General features: G+C 56.6%; 16 protein-coding genes. 4 read left to right on the top strand and 12 right to left on the bottom strand.

Annotated elements, in window-relative coordinates:
* Window positions 1–46: 46 nt before the first annotated feature.
* The 7 genes from ACWF8S_RS10700 to manD form a co-directional block, all read right to left on the bottom strand.
* Window positions 47–1,003, bottom strand: coding sequence for a C4-dicarboxylate TRAP transporter substrate-binding protein (locus ACWF8S_RS10700; RefSeq protein WP_447553304.1), 957 nt, complete (start codon window positions 1,001–1,003; stop codon window positions 47–49).
* Window positions 1,004–1,098: 95 nt separating this feature from the next.
* Window positions 1,099–1,839: a GntR family transcriptional regulator gene (locus ACWF8S_RS10705; RefSeq protein ID WP_447553305.1), complete on the bottom strand. Its 741-nt coding sequence runs from the start codon at window positions 1,837–1,839 to the stop codon at window positions 1,099–1,101.
* Window positions 1,840–2,324: 485 nt separating this feature from the next.
* Entirely contained in the window at window positions 2,325–3,608 is a 1,284-nt protein-coding gene (locus ACWF8S_RS10710) for a TRAP transporter large permease (RefSeq protein WP_447553306.1), read from the bottom strand.
* A gap of 2 nt (window positions 3,609–3,610) precedes the next feature.
* Entirely contained in the window at window positions 3,611–4,192 is a 582-nt protein-coding gene (locus ACWF8S_RS10715; RefSeq protein ID WP_447553307.1) for a TRAP transporter small permease, read from the bottom strand.
* Between the two features lie 96 nt (window positions 4,193–4,288).
* Complete coding sequence (locus ACWF8S_RS10720) at window positions 4,289–5,257, bottom strand: TRAP transporter substrate-binding protein (protein ID WP_447553308.1); 969 nt, start codon at window positions 5,255–5,257, stop codon at window positions 4,289–4,291.
* An 83-nt stretch (window positions 5,258–5,340) separates the two neighbouring features.
* A complete protein-coding gene (locus tag ACWF8S_RS10725; RefSeq protein WP_447553309.1) occupies window positions 5,341–6,363 on the bottom strand; it encodes a Zn-dependent oxidoreductase in 1,023 nt (340 codons plus the stop codon).
* Between the two features lie 30 nt (window positions 6,364–6,393).
* Window positions 6,394–7,605, bottom strand: coding sequence for a D-mannonate dehydratase ManD (manD, locus tag ACWF8S_RS10730; protein ID WP_447553310.1), 1,212 nt, complete (start codon window positions 7,603–7,605; stop codon window positions 6,394–6,396).
* A gap of 402 nt (window positions 7,606–8,007) precedes the next feature.
* Here manD and ACWF8S_RS10735 point away from each other — a divergent pair, with 402 nt between their 5' ends.
* The 4 genes from ACWF8S_RS10735 to ACWF8S_RS10750 all read left to right on the top strand — a co-directional run bounded on the left by ACWF8S_RS10735 (window position 8,008) and on the right by ACWF8S_RS10750 (window position 11,850).
* A complete protein-coding gene (locus ACWF8S_RS10735) occupies window positions 8,008–9,186 on the top strand; it encodes an alpha-hydroxy acid oxidase (protein ID WP_447553311.1) in 1,179 nt (392 codons plus the stop codon).
* A 395-nt stretch (window positions 9,187–9,581) separates the two neighbouring features.
* Window positions 9,582–9,743: a four-helix bundle copper-binding protein gene (locus ACWF8S_RS10740; protein ID WP_447556585.1), complete on the top strand. Its 162-nt coding sequence runs from the start codon at window positions 9,582–9,584 to the stop codon at window positions 9,741–9,743.
* 390 nt (window positions 9,744–10,133) lie between these two features.
* The gene (locus ACWF8S_RS10745) at window positions 10,134–10,589 is read left to right on the top strand and encodes an STN domain-containing protein (RefSeq protein WP_447553312.1); all 456 of its coding nucleotides are present in this window, start codon (window positions 10,134–10,136) and stop codon (window positions 10,587–10,589) included.
* Window positions 10,590–11,343: 754 nt separating this feature from the next.
* Window positions 11,344–11,850: a CAP domain-containing protein gene (locus ACWF8S_RS10750; protein ID WP_447553313.1), complete on the top strand. Its 507-nt coding sequence runs from the start codon at window positions 11,344–11,346 to the stop codon at window positions 11,848–11,850.
* 29 nt (window positions 11,851–11,879) lie between these two features.
* On the opposite strand, the gene ACWF8S_RS10755 is transcribed toward ACWF8S_RS10750, so the two are convergent.
* The 5 genes from ACWF8S_RS10755 to ACWF8S_RS10775 form a co-directional block, all read right to left on the bottom strand.
* Window positions 11,880–12,380 (bottom strand): CreA family protein, encoded by a 501-nt coding sequence (locus ACWF8S_RS10755; RefSeq protein WP_447553314.1) that lies wholly within the window; start codon window positions 12,378–12,380, stop codon window positions 11,880–11,882.
* Window positions 12,381–12,495: 115 nt separating this feature from the next.
* Complete coding sequence (locus ACWF8S_RS10760) at window positions 12,496–13,581, bottom strand: catalase family protein (RefSeq protein ID WP_447553315.1); 1,086 nt, start codon at window positions 13,579–13,581, stop codon at window positions 12,496–12,498.
* Window positions 13,582–13,732: 151 nt separating this feature from the next.
* A complete protein-coding gene (locus ACWF8S_RS10765; RefSeq protein WP_447553316.1) occupies window positions 13,733–14,635 on the bottom strand; it encodes a hydroxymethylglutaryl-CoA lyase in 903 nt (300 codons plus the stop codon).
* 9 nt (window positions 14,636–14,644) lie between these two features.
* Window positions 14,645–15,904, bottom strand: coding sequence for a hydroxymethylglutaryl-CoA reductase, degradative (locus ACWF8S_RS10770; protein ID WP_447553317.1), 1,260 nt, complete (start codon window positions 15,902–15,904; stop codon window positions 14,645–14,647).
* Between the two features lie 96 nt (window positions 15,905–16,000).
* Window positions 16,001–17,353: a tripartite tricarboxylate transporter permease gene (locus ACWF8S_RS10775; protein WP_447553318.1), complete on the bottom strand. Its 1,353-nt coding sequence runs from the start codon at window positions 17,351–17,353 to the stop codon at window positions 16,001–16,003.
* Between the last annotated feature and the right edge of the window lies 1 nt (window position 17,354).

Below are 17,354 nucleotides of genomic sequence, written 5' to 3' on the forward strand. Positions count from 1 at the left end.
GATACACAGAGCAAAGCGCCCTTGCCCAAAGGGCAAGGGCATAACGCTACTCCTGACCGAGCAGCTGGTCGCGATACTCGCCGTAGCCTAGCTCTTCGTAGACACTATCCACCCTTTCCCGGAAAACCTCTCTATCGATCTCGGTGAAAGTAACGCCATCGGCTTCCATGCGCTCTTGTACTGCGGCTTGCGCTTCGGCTATGGCGACACTGGCTTCATCCCCTGCGCTTGAAAGCTCTTCATCGAGGATGGTGCGAAGCTCTTCAGGCAGCGATTGGAACCACTGATCCGAGGTCGCGATGCCGGTCATCAAATGGATGTGATTGGTCAACGCAACATGAGTGATGACCTCGTGCAGGTTCTGCCCCTCGGCCGCAGTCAACTGCGCCTCTGCGCCGTCGATGGAGCCCAGCTGCAGGGCTGAATACACCTCTGACCAGGGCAGCGGCGTTGCCGTGGCGCCCATCGCTTCGATGGTCTTGACCCATACGGGGGAGTTGATGGTGCGGATACGCACGCCGCTCAGATCTTCCGGCCCGTTGACCTCCTTCTGGGTCAACATCTGGCGCGACCCCTGGAACCAGTTGTAGTTGAGCAGACGAAGACCGCTCTGATCGGCAAGACTTTCCACCCAGTCGTTATAGAGCGACGACGAGGTAATCTGGTCGTAGTCACTCGGGTCTTCGACCAGATAGGGAGCACTCAGAATACCCAGCTCGGGTTGATACTCGGACAGACGGCCTGCATCGATCAGAATGGCGATATTGGCGCCGCTGCGAATCTGTTCGACAACATCCTCATCGGAACCAAGCTGGCTGTTGGGGAAAATCTGGATAGTCAGCTCGCCGTTGGAGCGCTCGGCTATTGCGTCCTTCGCCTCATCCAGTGCCTGGGCGATAGGGTCTTGCGGGCTTAACGCAATCGAGAGGTTGAGCTGGTAGTCGGCATAGGCAGAACTACTGGCCAAGACCATTGCTATGGGAAGAATACTTTTCAGCTTCATATTTGTGCTCCTCAAACCGTTGTCTGTTATTGATGTTGTATTATCCGGCGGTAGATATTCGCTCTACGCCCATCCTGCCCCCATGACGTCAGCGTCTAGCCAAAGCTTCGCGCCATCGGAGTCACTGCTTCTTCGAACATGCCCGGAAAACGGTGCTCGAGTTCGGGTAAAGACTGGAGTATTTCACGCTGATGAAGACTCATGGCTTCAGCCGCGCCAGATGCGTCGGTCTGGGCGATGGCGTCGACAATGGCCTGATGTTGATCGGCAAGCTTGGCAATCGGCGTAGAGTCCGGAATACTCAGATACCGCACTCTATCGAGTTGTGCTTTAGCGTTTTCAATGACGTTCCACGCCATTACTTGTCCGGTGGAAAACGCAAGGGTCCGATGAAACATCTCATCCAGAACAAAAAAGCGCTCGTGATCCTGTCTCTCGATACAACTTTTTTGTCGTGCGATGAGTTCATTCAATTCCATCAAGTCGGTGGAGGAAAGTCCTGTGGTTGCAGCTTCAAAGGCAACCGCCACTTCGACCGCTTCCCGTATAAAGCGCGCTTCCAACACGGCACGCCGGGAAATCTTGACCACAAAGGTGCCGCGCTGAGGTCTGACCTCAACAAGCCCCGCTTCCGAAAGACGGATAAACGCTTCGCGTACCGGTTGGCGGCTGACCGAGAAGGCATCCGCGACTTCCTTTTCAGAAAGCGCCTTGCCCGGGGCCAGTACCATCTGAATGATAGATTGGCGAAGGACATGGTAAAGACGATGGCGAACCGATTCGGTCTCCGAGATATCCTGCCATAGCGCTTGTAGCGTGGTACTCATATCGCTCATGTAATGCCGCCTGAAGAGAGTCGTGAAACTCTTAACTGATATAACTAGTATGGCAGCATGGCAAAAAACCCAAGCTCTGCACTCTATACTTTGGTAGCGCCTTGGTGACCGAGCTTGAACACGATGTTGCCTTCAAAAATCTAACCATTTGAATAGTCATAAATTTTTAAGTGACGAAGCCGTGCTCAAGCGGTGATAGAACGTTCTTTCGACGCTGATCTCGAGACCATAGTGGTAATAGTGAAAGGTGCTTGTTTACGAAAACCGGGCATGGGACGCGTGGGATTCGTTCGACATTCCACTAGACCCTATGCCCAATTTAAAAGCGCTTGCGGTGTTTGGCTGTAAAGGCGCTGCTTGCAGGTACCAGCACCCTAACGTGAGCTGCTCCATTATCACAACGACTGGGGGGCGCTAAAACGCCCCCCAGGACCGCAGAGCAGAGCCGATCCAGGACACTGCCCCGACACGTTACTCAATCGAAGCTAGTTACTCCCCATCAACAAATTGGGCAGCCACAGCGAGATGGCCGGTACGTAAGTCACCAGCAGCAGTACCGCCAGGTTGCACAGCAGAAACGGTACGATGGCGCGGGCGACCGACAGCATCGGCAGTTTGCCGATACCGGCCACGACAAACAGACATACCCCGACCGGCGGCGTCGTCAGGCCGATCATCAGGTTGAGCACGGCAATCACGGCAAAATGTACCGGGTCCACACCCACCCCCGTCGCCACCCCTACCAGCGCCGGGAACAGAATGATCAGCGCGGCAATGGTTTCCATGAATGCCCCGACGAACAGCAGGATCAGGTTGAGAATCAGCAGCACGATCAGTGGGTTTTCGCTGATGGAAAGAATCAGCGTGGCAATCATCTGAGGGATCTGCTCGCTGGTCAGAATCCAGCCGAACAGATTAGCCAGGCCCACCATCAACAAAAGTGCCGAGGAAGTCAGCACGGTATCCGCCAGAATGCCCGGCAGCTTGCGCCAGGTCAGCCCCTTGTACACGTACATGCCCACCACCAGCGCGTAGACACAGGCCACGATCGAGGCTTCGGTCGGCGTGAAGAAGCCGCCGATGATGCCATAGAGAATGATCACGGTCATCAGAAGTGCCCAGAACGCCGTCTTGGCTTCGCGCAGAAGCTGCATGACCGGCACCCGCTTCTCCTTGGGGTAGCCTCGGCGAACGGCCAGAATGTACACCGTGACCATCATGGCCACCCCCATCAGAAGCCCCGGTATCGCGCCGGCCAGAAACATCCGTCCCACGGAGATACCGCTCAGCGAGCCCGCAATGATCATCGGTACACTCGGCGGGATGATCGGCCCGACGGTGGAAGACGCCGCGGTAACGGCGGCGGCGAAGGGTTTGTCATAGCCCGAGCGCGCCATGCCGGGAATCATCACCGAGCCGATACTGGCCGAGTCCGCCACGGCGGTGCCGGAAATACCGCCAAAGATCATCGAGCCGCCCACGTTGGCAAGCCCCAGCCCGCCGCGGATATGGCCTAGAAGTGCGTTGGAAAAGCGCACGATGTGTTCGGTGATATTGCCCACGTTCATCAGGTTGCCGGCCAGCACGAAGCCCGGAATACACAACAGAACGAAGGTATCGATACCCGCGTACATACGCTGGGGCACGATAGTCAGCGAAATGCCCTCCATCAGAAGATAGGACATCGAGGCGATGCCAAGCGCAAAGGCAATGGGCATGCCCACTACCAGCAGTAACAGAAACACGCTAAAGAGAATGATGACTTCCATGCTTAAGACTCCTGTTCACGGGAGGCAGAGGAGCGACACATCGCGAGAACCCCTTCCAGACATCCCAACACGCTGTAAACCAGGAGTAGCGCGAAGGTGACCACCGTCGAGAAAAAGATGTACAGCATGGGAACGCGCAGCGTGGGCGAGGTCTGCCAGGTGCCATTCTGGGCATACTGCCAGGCGTAGGGCAGCACCATGAACGCAAATACGCCGATGACCAGACAGATCAGCGCCTGAAACGCCGCTTTCATGCGTGGGCCCAGCATATGATGAAACAGCTCAACGCTGATGTTGCGGTTCTGGCGCAGTACCACGCCAGCCGATAACGACACCATGTAAATGAACAGATAGCGGGAAAGCTCTTCGGTCCAGGCGATGGAGATCGGCAGAAACAGCCGCGAGCTCACCTGGAGCAGCACCGTCGCCGCAATGGCAACCAGCGCCAGCACCGCGAGAGCAAGAAAACAGGTGTCCACCCACCCTATCAGGCGCCCGATGGGGCCTTGCAGCTTGGGCACCGCCGACATCGAATCCAGACTCTTCAGCGCCTCTTGCTCAAGCGCATTTTGATCCGAGCTCATAAACGTATCCTCGTGGGACAAACAGCTCTTGCAGACAGAACTTGCAAATGGAAGATGGGCCGGCACGCGGCCAGCCCATCCTCGTTACCTACCGTCTTACAGGTCTTGAATGGCGTCGAAGAGCTCACGCTGTTCAGGCGTCAGGGCTTCCAGGACCGCCGGGCGAGCCGCTTCGGCAAAGGCATCGATATCGACCTCGATGAATTCCATACCACGCTCGGCAAGCGCCTGCTCCAGACGCTCCTGATCCTCGACGAACAGCTCGGACTCATAAGCCTGCATGGTCTCGGCGGCGTCACGCACGACCTGCTGCAGATCCTCGGGCATGTTTTCCAGCTGGTTGCGGCCAATCACCACGTAGATCCAGCTACGCACGTGACCGGTCATGTTGACGTAGTCCTGCACCTCGTTGAAGCTGGCGCTCTCGATCAGGCTAAGCGGGTTTTCCTGACCTTCCAGGGTGTTCTGCTGAAGCGCGGTGAACACTTCGCTGAACGCCATGGGCGTGGGGCGTGCACCCATGGCCTGCCAGGTATCCACGAACAGCGGCACGTTGGGTACGCGAAGACGCAGTCCATCGAGTTCTTGCGGGGTGCGGATGGGCCGGTTGGAGGTCAGCTCCCGGGCGCCGCGCTCGAACCAGGCCAGCGGTACCAGGTTGGTACGCTCGATGATCTGCTCTTCGATCTCGGTGCCAATCTCGCCACTGACGGCATCGTGCAGATGCTCGGAGTCACGGAAAGCGTAAGGTACGGCCATCATGGCGGCCTTGGGCGCCCAGTTCTGCAGGCTTTCACCGGTGATGGTCATGTCCGCAGTGCCCAGCTGGATGCTGTTGATCACATCCATCTCGCTGCCCAACTGCTCGCTGGGGTACAAACGAACTTCGATACGCCCGTCGGAGTTGGCTTCGACCTCTTCCTTGAACTTCTCGGCGGCCTGGTGCCAGATGTTCTGCTCGTTGGCCAGATGACCAAAGCGCAGCGTGTAGTCAGCGGCCAGCGCCGATTGGGCACTGAACAGAACCGTCCCAAGAACGGCACTGGTTAATAGCTTTTTAATCATGTTGAGCACTCCTGCACTATGTGTTGTAGCTTGTTAGTCGCGCTTGGTTTTTAGTGAGATAGCGTGGTGAATCAGTTTAACCTTCAGACACCGATCTGAATCAGTACCTTACGGGCTTCTTCAGGACGGTGATCGAGCATATCGATGGCGCCGGGCATGTCGCTTAAGGGCAGCCGGTGGCTGACCAGTGCCAACGGGTCCAGCTTGCCACTTGCCATGAGCGCAAGCACCTCCGGAAACTTTCGATTATTGAGCCGCGAGCCGACCAAAGTCAGCTCTTTTTTGATCACTTCAAGCTGTACCAGATCGCTTGGCTGAACGCTGAAACCCAGCAGGCCGATGCGCCCGGCGGGCGACGCCAGTCGCAGCATCTGGGGAAGCAGTGCCGGCACGCAGGCAGCGTCGGCAATCAGCGGCACGCCCTCACCCTCGGTCAGCGCCAGCACTTCTTTTTCGACATCCTGTTCGCGGCTGTTGAGAACGTGGGTAGCCCCCAGCTCTTTGGCAGCTGTCAGGCGTTCATTGATGACATCGGTGACGATGATCTCTTCGATACCCAGAGCCCGGGCCATCTGCAGAATGGTCATGCCAATCACGCCGGCGCCCAGAATCAGGAGTCGATCACCGGGATGGGGCTGCATGCGATCCAACACGTTGGCGGCGATGGTGTAAGGCTCCACCAGGGCGGCGGCGTCCAGGCCGATATGTTCGGGCAGCTTATGCACGTTCGTCGCCGGCACGGAAACGAATTCCTCGAAGCCGCCGTTACGGTGCACACCGATCACTTCCAGGGCACTGCACACGTTGGGGCGACCGATCCGGCAGGGGTAGCAGGTGCCGCAGCTGATGACCGGGTCGACGCAGACGCGATCACCCACTGACACCTCAGCTACGCCCTCGCCCACGGCGTCCACTACACCGGCAAACTCGTGGCCGGTGATACGCGGAAAACGCACGAAGGCGTTATCCCCGTGAATGATGTGCATGTCGGAGCCGCAGATGCCGGCAAACGCTACGCGTACCAGCACTTCACCGGCCCCGGCGGTGGGTACGTCAATATCGGCGACCTGGTAGTCGTGGGGCGCCTTGACCTGAAATGCTTTCATGGCTTTAAAACTCCTTACCCGTTCTTTAGGTCACCAATGCCAGAGGGTGCCGTCTTCCAACCGGTTCACCGGCAGGCTGGCACGCTTGTAGGGGTACTGCTTGGCAAGCTCTTCATCGATATCCACACCGTGCCCCGGCGTTTCACCCACGATGAAGTGGCCGTCTTCAAAACGGTAATCGTGCGGGAACACCTCATTGGTGGTGCTAGTGTGCGGCATGTACTCCTGAATGCCGAAGTTGGGCACCCAGGTATCGAAATGAATGGCCGCGCCCAGACAGACCGGCGAGAGATCCGTCGGACCGTGGAACCCTGTGCGCACGTGGTAAAGCCCCGCCAGATCCGCCAGACGGCGCACATGGGTAATACCCCCGGCGTGGGTAAGCGTGGCGCGAATGTAGTCGATCCACTGGTTCTCGATCAGCGCCTTGGCATCGAACAGGCTGTTGAACACCTCCCCCACCGCGAGCGGCGTGGTGGTGTGCTGGCGCACGAGGCCGAAGCTTTCCTGGTTTTCCGCCGGGACGCAGTCCTCGAGCCAGAACAGATGGTAAGGCTCGACTTCCTTGCCCAGGCGGGCGGCCTCGATGGGTGTGAGGCGGTGGTGAACGTCGTGCAGGATATGCAGGTCGTCGCCGAAGCGTTCGCGCACGGCGGCGAACAGCTTGGGCACGTGGTTCAGGTACTTGGTGGTGTTCCAGACGTGTTCGGCAGGCAGATCGGCGTCTGCCGGCTCGTAGGGTTCGCCATCCTTTTTTGCCACGCCGTAGATACTGGCAATACCCGGCACGCCGGCCTGAACGCGCACCGCCTTGTAGCCTTCGTCCACATGACGAGCCACCTCTTCAAGGCAGGATTCGATATCACGCCCGGTGGCATGGCCGTACACCATCACGCGCTCCCGGCTCTTGCCGCCCAGCATCTGATAAAGCGGCATACCGGCAAGCTTCGCCTTGATGTCCCAAAGCGCCATATCCACCGCGCCGATCGCGCTCATGGTGACCGGCCCGCGCCGCCAGTAGGCCCCGCGATACAAGTAGTGCCAGATATCCTCGATGCGCTGTGGGTCACGGCCGATCAGCGCGGGAATCACATGCTCGTCAAGATAGGCGGCCACCGCCATTTCCCGACCGTTGAGCGTGGCGTCCCCGATACCGTAGGTACCCTCATCGGTGACGATTTTCAGGGTGACGAAGTTGCGCCCTGGCGAGGTGACAATGGTGTAAGCGTGTTCGATTTTCATGAAGTTGCCTCCTCAATGAGGGATACCGTTTCCTGAGTATCGAACATCTCGGGAAACCGCTTTACTAGATCGGGAAGCGAATCAGACATTTCCCGTAGAGGGCGCTGCATAGCCTGTGGCGGCTCACCGAAAAGACAGTCACAATCACTTTCAACAAAGCGCTTTATTCTGAGTCAGCCTCTTATGAGCGATGAACTGACAAAGGATGTCATAAGGCGCTTGCAAAGCGATTCACCCTTCAGTGTATCCCGTCGAAGCATTGTCAGCGTGATAGCCATGTCGCTGGTTTTAGCGTAGCCAGCCGATAAGCGTAAGACCCTTAACTGATACAGCTAGTATGGTAGTATGGCGAAACAAACAAAAGCCCTGCTGATCTTATACTTTGGTTGAAGGTGACACTTCATGAAACGCCAGTTTTACTCGGGTTCGAACTATAAAAAAGCCTTGAATATCCAGGATCTGGAACGCATCGCCAAGAAAAGACTGCCCAATTTCGTATTTGAATACGTGTATGGCGGCAGCGATGACGAACATACGCTTCGCCATAACCGGAGCGTGTTCGATGAATATCGGTTTCTGCCCAAGACGCTGACCAGCGTCGGCACACGGGATTTGAGCACGACCCTGTTCGGCCAACGCTACGCCATGCCGTTAGCCATTGGTCCCACGGGTTTCAACGGCATGCTGACGTACGATGGCGACCGAAAGCTTGCCTACGCGGCGCGCGATGCAGGTATCCCGTTTGTGTTGAGCAACGTTTCCACCACGGCCATGGAGGATATAAAAGCCATCGAGGGCCTGACGGCGTGGATGCAGCTCTACTTCTATCGTGACCGGGACTTCGTGAAATCCTTGATCAAGCGCTGCCAAAACGCTCAGTTCGAGGCCATTGTCATCACCACCGATAGCGCCATTTACGGCAACCGGGAGTGGGATGTGCGCAACTTCCGACGTCCCATGAAGCCCACCTTCGCCAACCTGGCGCATCTACTGACCAAGCCCCGCTGGATGACGGACGTACTGCTGCCCGAAGGCCTGCCTACGTTCAAGAACCTGGATGAATTACTCCCCCCGGGCAAACGTAGTGCCCAGGGAGCATCACAAATCATCGGCCAGCAACTCGACCCTTCGCTCAACTGGGACGATATTGCCTGGCTGCGGGACTTGTGGCCGGGCAAGATCATCATCAAGGGAATTCTGGCGCCCGAGGAAGCCGAGCAGGCGGCGCATCTGGGCGTTGACGGTATCGTGCTCTCGAACCACGGCGGGCGACAGCTCAATCACTCGCTCTCGCCGATGGATACCCTTGCAGAAGTGAAAGCCAGCGTGGGCGAACGCTGCCATCTGTTTGTGGATAGCGGCTTTCGCCGCGGTACCGATATCATCAAGGCGCTGGCACTTGGCGCCGATGCCGTATGGCTGGGCAGAGCCACGCTCTATGGCCTGGCGGCAGGTGGACAGGCCGGGGCCGAGCATGCGCTGAACCTGCTGCGCGGTGAAACAGACAGAACCCTGGGCCTGCTGGGGCTCAATAATATTCACGATCTCACTTCAGCGTGTCTGATCAAGCGATCGATTTAAACACTCTTTATGGTTCGATTGTTTTAAAGACTGTTTTAAAGACTGTTTTAAAAGCTGTCTTAAAAACTGTTTTCAAGCCTTTTTTAAAGAAGATTAAAGATAGCGCTCATATCAGGCAAGCTATCCAATGAAACTCTACTATTAATCAACTTACAAAGTAGACAGCTATTTCTTTGCTTGTAAGATCATCTAGCTTGAAACACACCGTTTACAGGAAGTGATCTGCCATGAGCCTACAGAAGCTCAAAGAGTGTATCGAGGCCTGCCATATATGTGCGACCTATTGTGACAACTGTGCCACGTCTTGCCTGCAGGAACCTGACCTCGAGAAAATGGCTGAATGCGTGCGACTGGATATGCAGTGCGCTCAGATTTGCCGATTGGCCGCCTCCTTCATGGCCCAGGATAGTGAATATGCTCAGGATATTGGTCAATTGTGTGCAGATATCTGTCAGAAGTGCGGCGACGAGTGCAGTCAGCATGAAGCCGAGCATTGTCAGGCGTGTGCTCAAGCCTGTTATCACTGTGCCAGCCTGTGCGCATCGATAGCGGCCTGAACAAGTGAGTGACCTGGCTCATTAAAGCCCGGGTGACCAGAATGGCTCGCCCGGGCTTTCTTATGCTCAAGCAATCTATATGCACCAGACTTGTTCAACTCGTAAAGTGAGTATAATTAGATAGCTTACTTCTCTCTTTAATGAACATCGTTACTCACAACGGTGACAAGCTATACTCCACCCCCCGGTGGTTGTCAGTACAACAATTGGCAATCAGCATCAGCCTCCCAAGCATTAACCCCTTGCCTGTCAAGCGGTGACGCGGAATACTCCCGACCTCCTTGAGTTATACCCCGCCCGAGACTCATCATGAAACGTCATTACACGGCAGCTCTTATACTGGCTACCCTTCTTGCATCGCCTGTTCATGCGACCTGTCAATACGTTGCCATGGACTACGCTTTTCCCGCTCAACGCATGGATATTGCCCTTCAGCACCTTGCCCAGCATTCAGGCTGTTTTATCGATGCCGACTGGGCGCGCCTTTCCAACTCCCAGGCGCCAGCAGTAAGGGGCAATTACCGCCCCGAAGAAGCGCTCTGGGAGCTGTTGAAAAATTCAGGCTGGGAAGGCTACACCACCGATAACGGCCTGCAAGTCAACCAGCGCGAGCAAACATGGGTCAACGAACATACGAAAGACCTGCGCGCCAGGATCGAACCGCAAGAGCCCTTGAGCGGCACTGAGCGCCAGGCGTATCTTGACGAGCTGAATGAACTGGAGCGGAGTGTGCACGAACTCGCCCGCGAGCAAGGGTTTATCAGCGCTGGCGAACGTGCCAGTTATCAGCGAAGCGTCGAAGCGCTGGAAAAGCAGCTCATCGAGCGGCACAAGCGTCACGGGTAGCCATCGTACCGGCTCCCCGCCTTTCTGCGACCTGCCACCCACAAAGGCGCCTGGCCGCGCCAACCAATCAAACGCATCGCTCCTCAGGGGCAACTTATCCGCCGAGGGCCACCGAGCGTGGAAATGGCAACTCCTTGTCAGTTTTACGTTCGCGTATCCGCCCGCACGAACAGATTTCCAAGTTTTCCTGCCGACAATAAGTTCTTTCAACATCCGCTAAAGCACAGCCCGCTCATTGACACCGTCGATAGCGGGCTTTTGCGCCTCACGCTGACTGCTTCTGGGTAATACCCGCGATGACATCTTTAACATTGCGCTACAAATCAGCGCCTTGTTCGATCCGCGTCGAATAGCCCTATATCGTTGAATATAAAACTTATTCAACCTCCCCGCGCCTGCTTCATAATACTTTCGTTTTCTATCCTCATATTTTTTAATTAAACAATTACTGATCGAAACAAAAACTTTCAATAAACCATTTGAAAATAAAAACACTAAAAAAGTAATCTTCGCCTCAACAGCAGACAAAACAGCCTGTTACGACAAACAAGTTATCAGCTCTTTCCCGAAGACCGAAATAATTTATCTAACAAAAAAGCATTAGATGGCTCCATTTCGAATCGGCGCTTCGATGATAACCACTCAGCTTGTTGCGTTGCCTGACATGAGGGGCAGATACGTGAACACAAGAAACTCAAAGAAAACCGGATTTTTCAAGCCTGCGGCGCGCGCCTCGAAATGGGTGCTCTCAAGCGTGGCTGTACTTCTGCTTTCCGGGCTCGATAGCGTCTGGGCGACAGATTTCTTTCAAAACGCCAACGCTGTCAACCACTGTGAACTTACCAGTCAGCAGCAGGAAATGCTGAGACTGGTCAACGAAGCGCGCAGCCAGGCGCGACAGTGCGGTACTGAATACTTTCCCCCTGCGGCATCGCTGAGCTGGAACTGTCAGTTGGAAGTGGCTGCCGAAGGCCATGCCAAGACCATGGCCGAAAACGAATACTTCAGCCACACCGGCCTGGACGGCTCGAAGATTCAAAATCGTGCCGAAGCATCGGGTTATGCCTGGCGTGCATTGGGTGAAAATATTGCCGCAGGACAGCGCACCTCCTCCAGCGTCGTCATCGCCTGGCTGGAGAGCCCGAGCCACTGTCGCAATATCATGCTCGATGCATTTACTGAAATGGGCATGGCCAAGGCCGATAACACGCAGTCGCGTTATCTGACCTACTGGGCCCAGGCGTTTGGCAGGGCGCGCTGAAGGAAGAGACCGATAATTACGCGCGAACGCTATTCAGCGGGTGTCAGCACACCGTAATGAACCGCCGTAATGGCATTTTTCGGTGACCCCTCGACGAGTTTGGTGCTGTAAGTGAGGTAAACGAAGGTTTGCGCCTGCGCGTCATGCATACGCACCACGCGCAGGTTCTTGAACAGCGCAGATCGACGCTGGGAAAACACCACTTCCTGCTCGGATACTTCGGCGGGGTCAAAGATGATCGCCCCCGTCTGCCGGCAGGCCACGCTCGCCTCGCTGGCCTCTTCGGCCAGCCCCACCGCTCCCGAAAGCCCGCCGATTCTGGAGTAGGAGAGATAGCAGGAAATACCCTGCACCTTGGGGTCGTCAAAGCGCTCCACTTCGATGGTATTGTTCGGCCCCAGCATGCGAAACTCGGTGCGCACGCTGCCGATATGGGCGTCCTGAGCAAATACGGTAACCGGTAACAGCGCTACCACCCAAGGCAGGGATTTCAGGACGACACGGTTAAAAAGAAACAGGGGCATGCACATCAGCGTGGCTTCCTGGGCGTAAGGAAAGGGTTACAAATAGCGGCCAGTGTGGCCCTCAAGCGCTGATACGGCGACCGGTACGCTCGAGGGCCAATAATACTGGCGTGCGCCGCATCTATCGGGAGCTGTTCGACGGTTCATGGTACGGGCAGGCATTGAAGCTTGCACGAAAATCAGCCGAATGCCGGTAGGTCTGCTGACGTACCCGGTTGATATTTCCAAGCGGCTGGTGGTCGGTGATACCCGTCCAGACACTAAAGCGCATTTTGTCTTCTACCTGACGCACCTTCTCGGCCTGCCAGCTATCCTGAGGTGGAACATGCAGGGTCGCCACGCGGTAAAACGGCGCGAGCGCTTCTTCCCATTCCACCGTTGCGTCTTCGATCGGCTGCTTTTCAAGATCTCGGCAAAGCTGAACACAGAACTCCCATTCACCCTCTCGATGCGTCATCTCACCGCGTACGTCTTCCCGTATTGCATCCCGGCGCCCGTCGATATCGATCGTACGTCCGCTTAGCGCCTTCAACTCATCGCTTACGGGCCGGAGCATGAATTTAGCCATGTAGTCGCCGTAGCGAAAGGCGGTCACGCTGTAATAGGTTTCACCCAGTGGGTCTATGTTGGACGCGCCACCCAGGGATTTAACGGTGGGGCTGTCGATGTCCACTTTCTCGAGCGCCTTGTTTACGCCCTGCATCGTCTTGGAGGCCACCACCTTGGTGCCCTCTAGCCGATCCGTGGTCTTGGCCAGCATCTTGACACTGGCCAGAAACTTCTTGGCATCCGGTGCCTGGAAGACCGGGGCATTGAGCATGATGAAATCTTGATTGCGCCCTTCCGACCCGGGCAGACGCTCCCCTTCCACTTCGACCACCTTCAACGCCAAGCCCCGGGGCAGCGAAATGGCATCAGGCAGTATATCGCCGGCATTGGTGGAAAGGCGCAGGATGGCCTCGTATTCGCCGGGCTGAGCGAAAAGCCCCTGGGCCAGTTCATCAGAAAGCCCCGGCTCCACCCGTAACGTGCCCTTCAAAATGCCGTGTGCCTTGGCATGTACGCTACGCACGGCGTGCGCGTAATCATCCGCTGTACGCTCTAAAATGGTGCCAAAGGTATCCTTGAGCGAATCGATGATGTCCTGTTCGTCATCCAGGGGTGTTTCAACGTCCGGGGTATAACGCAGAGGGGAAGTCAGTGCCATGCGGTCTCCATATGTCAGGTCGTTGTCGCTGCTTTCATCCTTGGTCAATGCGAACGCATCCTGTCGCACATCGGATTAAGAGTAGACCACTCACCCGAGCAACGCCCGAACGGGGGGAAAGATCAAAGACCGCCAGGCTGGAATCTCCCGTCTACTCCCCCGCCGTCAACGCCGTGCCTGCGCGTGAACGGTTGGGTGCATTGATTGCTTGCGTGATCCAGCGCCCCGTTCTGGCCAGCATCTTCAAATCAATGCCTGACGTGATACCCAAGCCGTCAAGCATATACACGACATCCTCGCTAGCCACATTGCCTGAGGCCCCTTTGGCGTAGGGGCAGCCCCCCAAGCCGGCGACCGAACTATCAATGACACTTACGCCCTCTTCCAGCACAGCGTAGAGATTGGCCAGTGCCTGGCCATACGTATCATGAAAGTGAGCGGCCAGATTGTTGATCGGTACCTTGGCGGCCACGGCCTCCAGCATGTGCTTGGCCTTCGATGGCGTTCCAGTCCCGATCGTATCGCCAAGCGATACTTCATGGCAGCCCATCTGGTACAGCGCCTTCGCAACCCACGCCACCTGTGCAGGCTCGACGTCGCCCTCGTAGGGGCAGCCAAGCACGCAGGAAACATACCCTCGTACGCGCAGCCCGGCTTGACGCGCCTGCAGTACCACGGGCTCAAAGCGCTCGAGCGATTCAGCGATAGAGCAGTTGATGTTCTTTTGTGAAAAGGCCTCGCTCGCCGCACCAAAGACGGCCACCTCCTCAACACCACACTCGATGGCCGCCTCCAACCCTTTCAGGTTAGGTGTCAGAGCTGAATAGATAACGCCGGGCCGCCGCTCGACGCCTTGCATCACCTCACGATGGTCAGCCATTTGCGGCACCCAACGAGGCGACACAAAACTCGCCGCCTCGATATGAGTACAACCCGCGTCAGCCAAACGCTTGATGAACTCAAGCTTCACCTGGGTAGGCACAAGCTCTTTTTCGTTCTGCAGACCGTCGCGTGGGCCCACTTCGACCAGACGCACAGAGGATGGCAGGGCCATGTCGTCTCCTTATCCGTTACGAAGCTGCTCGAGCAGTTGCTGGGCAATGTCGACACGCACCTTGCCACCGTCCACGAGTAGTGCCGCTATCCGATCGACTTCCTCGTTTTCTGCCCCGGCCATCACCGCGATGTTCTTGGCGTGCAGGGCCATATGCCCTTTCTGGATACCTGTGGTCGCGAGCGCCTTCATGGCCGCAAAGTTTTGTGCCAGGCCCACCGCGACGATAATGCGCGCCAGCCGATCCGCCGTTTTCACGCCCAGAATATCCAGGCAGTGCCGAGCACTGGGATGCGAGCGAGTAGCGCCGCCTACCAGGCCTACCGGCATGGGCATTTCCAGGGTGCCGGTCAGGTTTCCTTCGCTGTCCGCTTCCCAATGTGTCAAGGAACGGTAGCGCCCGGTACGCGCGGCATACGCATGGGCGCCCGCTTCCACCGCACGCGTGTCGTTCCCCGTAGCCAGTACGACGGCGCTCACCCCGTTCATGATGCCTTTGTTGTGAGTAGCGGCCCGGTAGGGGTCCTGGTCTGCGAAGCGATATGCGTTGAGCATGCCGTCACGCACCGACTCACCGCCAAGGTCTTCAAGCGTCCAGGTAGCACGCGCACGCGCAATGCGACGATCGGCAAGATTGGACAGGATACGCAGGCAACTGCGGCCACCACTCCACTGTGCAAACGAAGGAGCGACCGCCTCCGCCATCGAGTTGACGGCGTTGGCGCCCATGGCGTCACGCACATCCACCAGCAGATGCACGATCAGCATGTTGTCGAGAACGCGCACTTCCAGGTCGCGAAAGCCACCCCCATGCTGCAGAAGTACAGGGTCGGTTGCATCACAAATACTTTTTACCTGCTCGAACTCGGAAAGCAGCCGAAGCCGGGCAAACTCGGGGTTGGGAACATCCAGCAACTGCACCTGCGCAATCATGATGGGCGCGGACGTGTCGGTATGAAAGCCGCCCGAACCACGACACTGCCTGGCTGCATTACACACCGCTGCCACCACAGAGGACTCCTCCGTCGCCATGGGCACCAGTTGCTCCTCGTCATCGATGATCAAGTTGGTGGCAACCCCAATTGGCAGGTTCAGCGTACCGATGACATTCTCGATCATGGCATCGGCAGTTGCTGACGTAATGTTGCCCGTATCGGAGAAATGCGTGCGAACCTCGCTCCCCAGCCCGGCTATTTCTATTACTTTCTCCAGCCTCTCACTGGGTGGAAGCTGATAGAACCCGGGAATTCGTGATGTGCTGTGTGCCATGAATAGTACCTCTAATCGATTGAGGTTGAACAAGCAAAGGTGCCTGACGCATGCGGCTCACAGGACCCGCGTATGCATCAGGCATTTACAAGCGGATCAAGCGAGCAGCCCTAAAAGCCAGGGCGCGGCATAAAGCGTCATGAACTGCACGCCATAGTTGACGCCCCAGCGGTTGAGCAGGCCCGCCATCAGCGCCAGCACCATCACACCCAGAATGCCCATGACACCGGCATCCATATAGGCGAGCAGCATGACCAGCGAGAAAAACATCGCCAGAAATGCCTCATGAGGGATGTGCTTGAAGACAAAGATGCAGATACGCCGCGCGTACCGCACCGCGATCGGATAGGTAATCAGTAACGCGACACCGGCGCCGAGAATGCTGGCGATGCTGATTTCAGAAAAGCTCATCAGGTGATGGGCATTCTGCTCCAGGGTAAGCACCGGCGGCGCGTTGAAGAAGGCATTACCCGGACCAATTGCCATGGGGCTCATCGGAATGCCCAGCGCCGCCAGGGGAATCAGAATACCCGCGATGTAGGAGGCATTGGTGACCGCATCCATCGAGGAAAGCGCACGACTGGCCTTGTTGACGGTGCCCTTCACCCAGCTCGACATTACTTCACCCAGAAAGATGGTGATGCCAACCGGACTCATGAAAAAGGTGACAGAGCCAAGCACAGAACTTGCGGCTGCTGAAACGGATTCCTGACGCGTCAGTATGCGAAAAGGGTTAGGTAGTCGCCCTTTCTCATCATTACCGTAAATCTGGATTTGCTTGGGCTCGGTCTCGACCATTTTCTGGCGTTCGCTGTTGACCGTCAGCTGCGCCAGATTGAACATCATCGGGCCGATCGTGATGCCCAGGAAAAAGGAGATGAATACGACCTGCCCTTCTGGAATGACACCCATCCCCCAGTACAGATGTCTTAATCCTTGGATGAGTGCCGCCAGCAGCACGATACTGATCAAGCTGATGACTTTCTCCTTGCTCATGAGAGCAAGAAATACAGCTCCACCGAAAAATATCTGACTGGCGTATTGGCCCAGCACGTCGGCTAGAGGGGTCAATAAAAAGGCGAGAAACAGGCTGATGGGTATCGCAACGAGTGTACCAATCACCGAGCCGGAGGCCATCTTCCGGATGGCCAGAGTGGCATGGCCTTCGCGCTTTAGAATCAGCGCGTGTTCGACCATGGGGGCTGACATTACCCCACCCGGTATACCGGCCACCGAAACAGGAATGGAATCCGTGAGCTTCTTGGCAACGATCGCTGCCATGAAAAAGGACAATACGACAGGTAGCGGAATACCTGCGACCACAAGAGCCAATACCACCGGCGCCAACACAGCGGTTTCATCGGTGCCCGGCGCAACACCGATAGCGGTATAAACGACAACAGCAATAACCGCGGCTGCCAGCATCTGCAGTAACAAGACAGGATCCATG

It is taken from the genome of Vreelandella xerophytica (assembly GCF_968048975.1).

Excerpts from the sequence above, each read along its gene's own strand:
- ACWF8S_RS10745 (WP_447553312.1), top strand. The coding sequence starts at position 10,134 with ATGGACTACGCTTTTCCCGCTCAACGCATGGATATTGCCCTTCAGCAC.
- ACWF8S_RS10735 (WP_447553311.1), top strand. The coding sequence starts at position 8,008 with ATGAAACGCCAGTTTTACTCGGGTTCGAACTATAAAAAAGCCTTGAAT.
- ACWF8S_RS10725 (WP_447553309.1), bottom strand. The coding sequence starts at position 6,363 with ATGAAAGCATTTCAGGTCAAGGCGCCCCACGACTACCAGGTCGCCGAT.
- ACWF8S_RS10700 (WP_447553304.1), bottom strand. The coding sequence starts at position 1,003 with ATGAAGCTGAAAAGTATTCTTCCCATAGCAATGGTCTTGGCCAGTAGT.
- ACWF8S_RS10710 (WP_447553306.1), bottom strand. The coding sequence starts at position 3,608 with ATGGAAGTCATCATTCTCTTTAGCGTGTTTCTGTTACTGCTGGTAGTG.
- ACWF8S_RS10765 (WP_447553316.1), bottom strand. The coding sequence starts at position 14,635 with ATGGCCCTGCCATCCTCTGTGCGTCTGGTCGAAGTGGGCCCACGCGAC.
- ACWF8S_RS10755 (WP_447553314.1), bottom strand. The coding sequence starts at position 12,380 with ATGTGCATGCCCCTGTTTCTTTTTAACCGTGTCGTCCTGAAATCCCTG.
- ACWF8S_RS10715 (WP_447553307.1), bottom strand. The coding sequence starts at position 4,192 with ATGAGCTCGGATCAAAATGCGCTTGAGCAAGAGGCGCTGAAGAGTCTG.
- ACWF8S_RS10705 (WP_447553305.1), bottom strand. The coding sequence starts at position 1,839 with ATGAGCGATATGAGTACCACGCTACAAGCGCTATGGCAGGATATCTCG.
- ACWF8S_RS10740 (WP_447556585.1), top strand. The coding sequence starts at position 9,582 with ATGGCCCAGGATAGTGAATATGCTCAGGATATTGGTCAATTGTGTGCA.
- ACWF8S_RS10760 (WP_447553315.1), bottom strand. The coding sequence starts at position 13,581 with ATGGCACTGACTTCCCCTCTGCGTTATACCCCGGACGTTGAAACACCC.
- ACWF8S_RS10775 (WP_447553318.1), bottom strand. The coding sequence starts at position 17,353 with ATGGATCCTGTCTTGTTACTGCAGATGCTGGCAGCCGCGGTTATTGCT.
- ACWF8S_RS10770 (WP_447553317.1), bottom strand. The coding sequence starts at position 15,904 with ATGGCACACAGCACATCACGAATTCCCGGGTTCTATCAGCTTCCACCC.
- ACWF8S_RS10720 (WP_447553308.1), bottom strand. The coding sequence starts at position 5,257 with ATGATTAAAAAGCTATTAACCAGTGCCGTTCTTGGGACGGTTCTGTTC.
- manD (WP_447553310.1), bottom strand. The coding sequence starts at position 7,605 with ATGAAAATCGAACACGCTTACACCATTGTCACCTCGCCAGGGCGCAAC.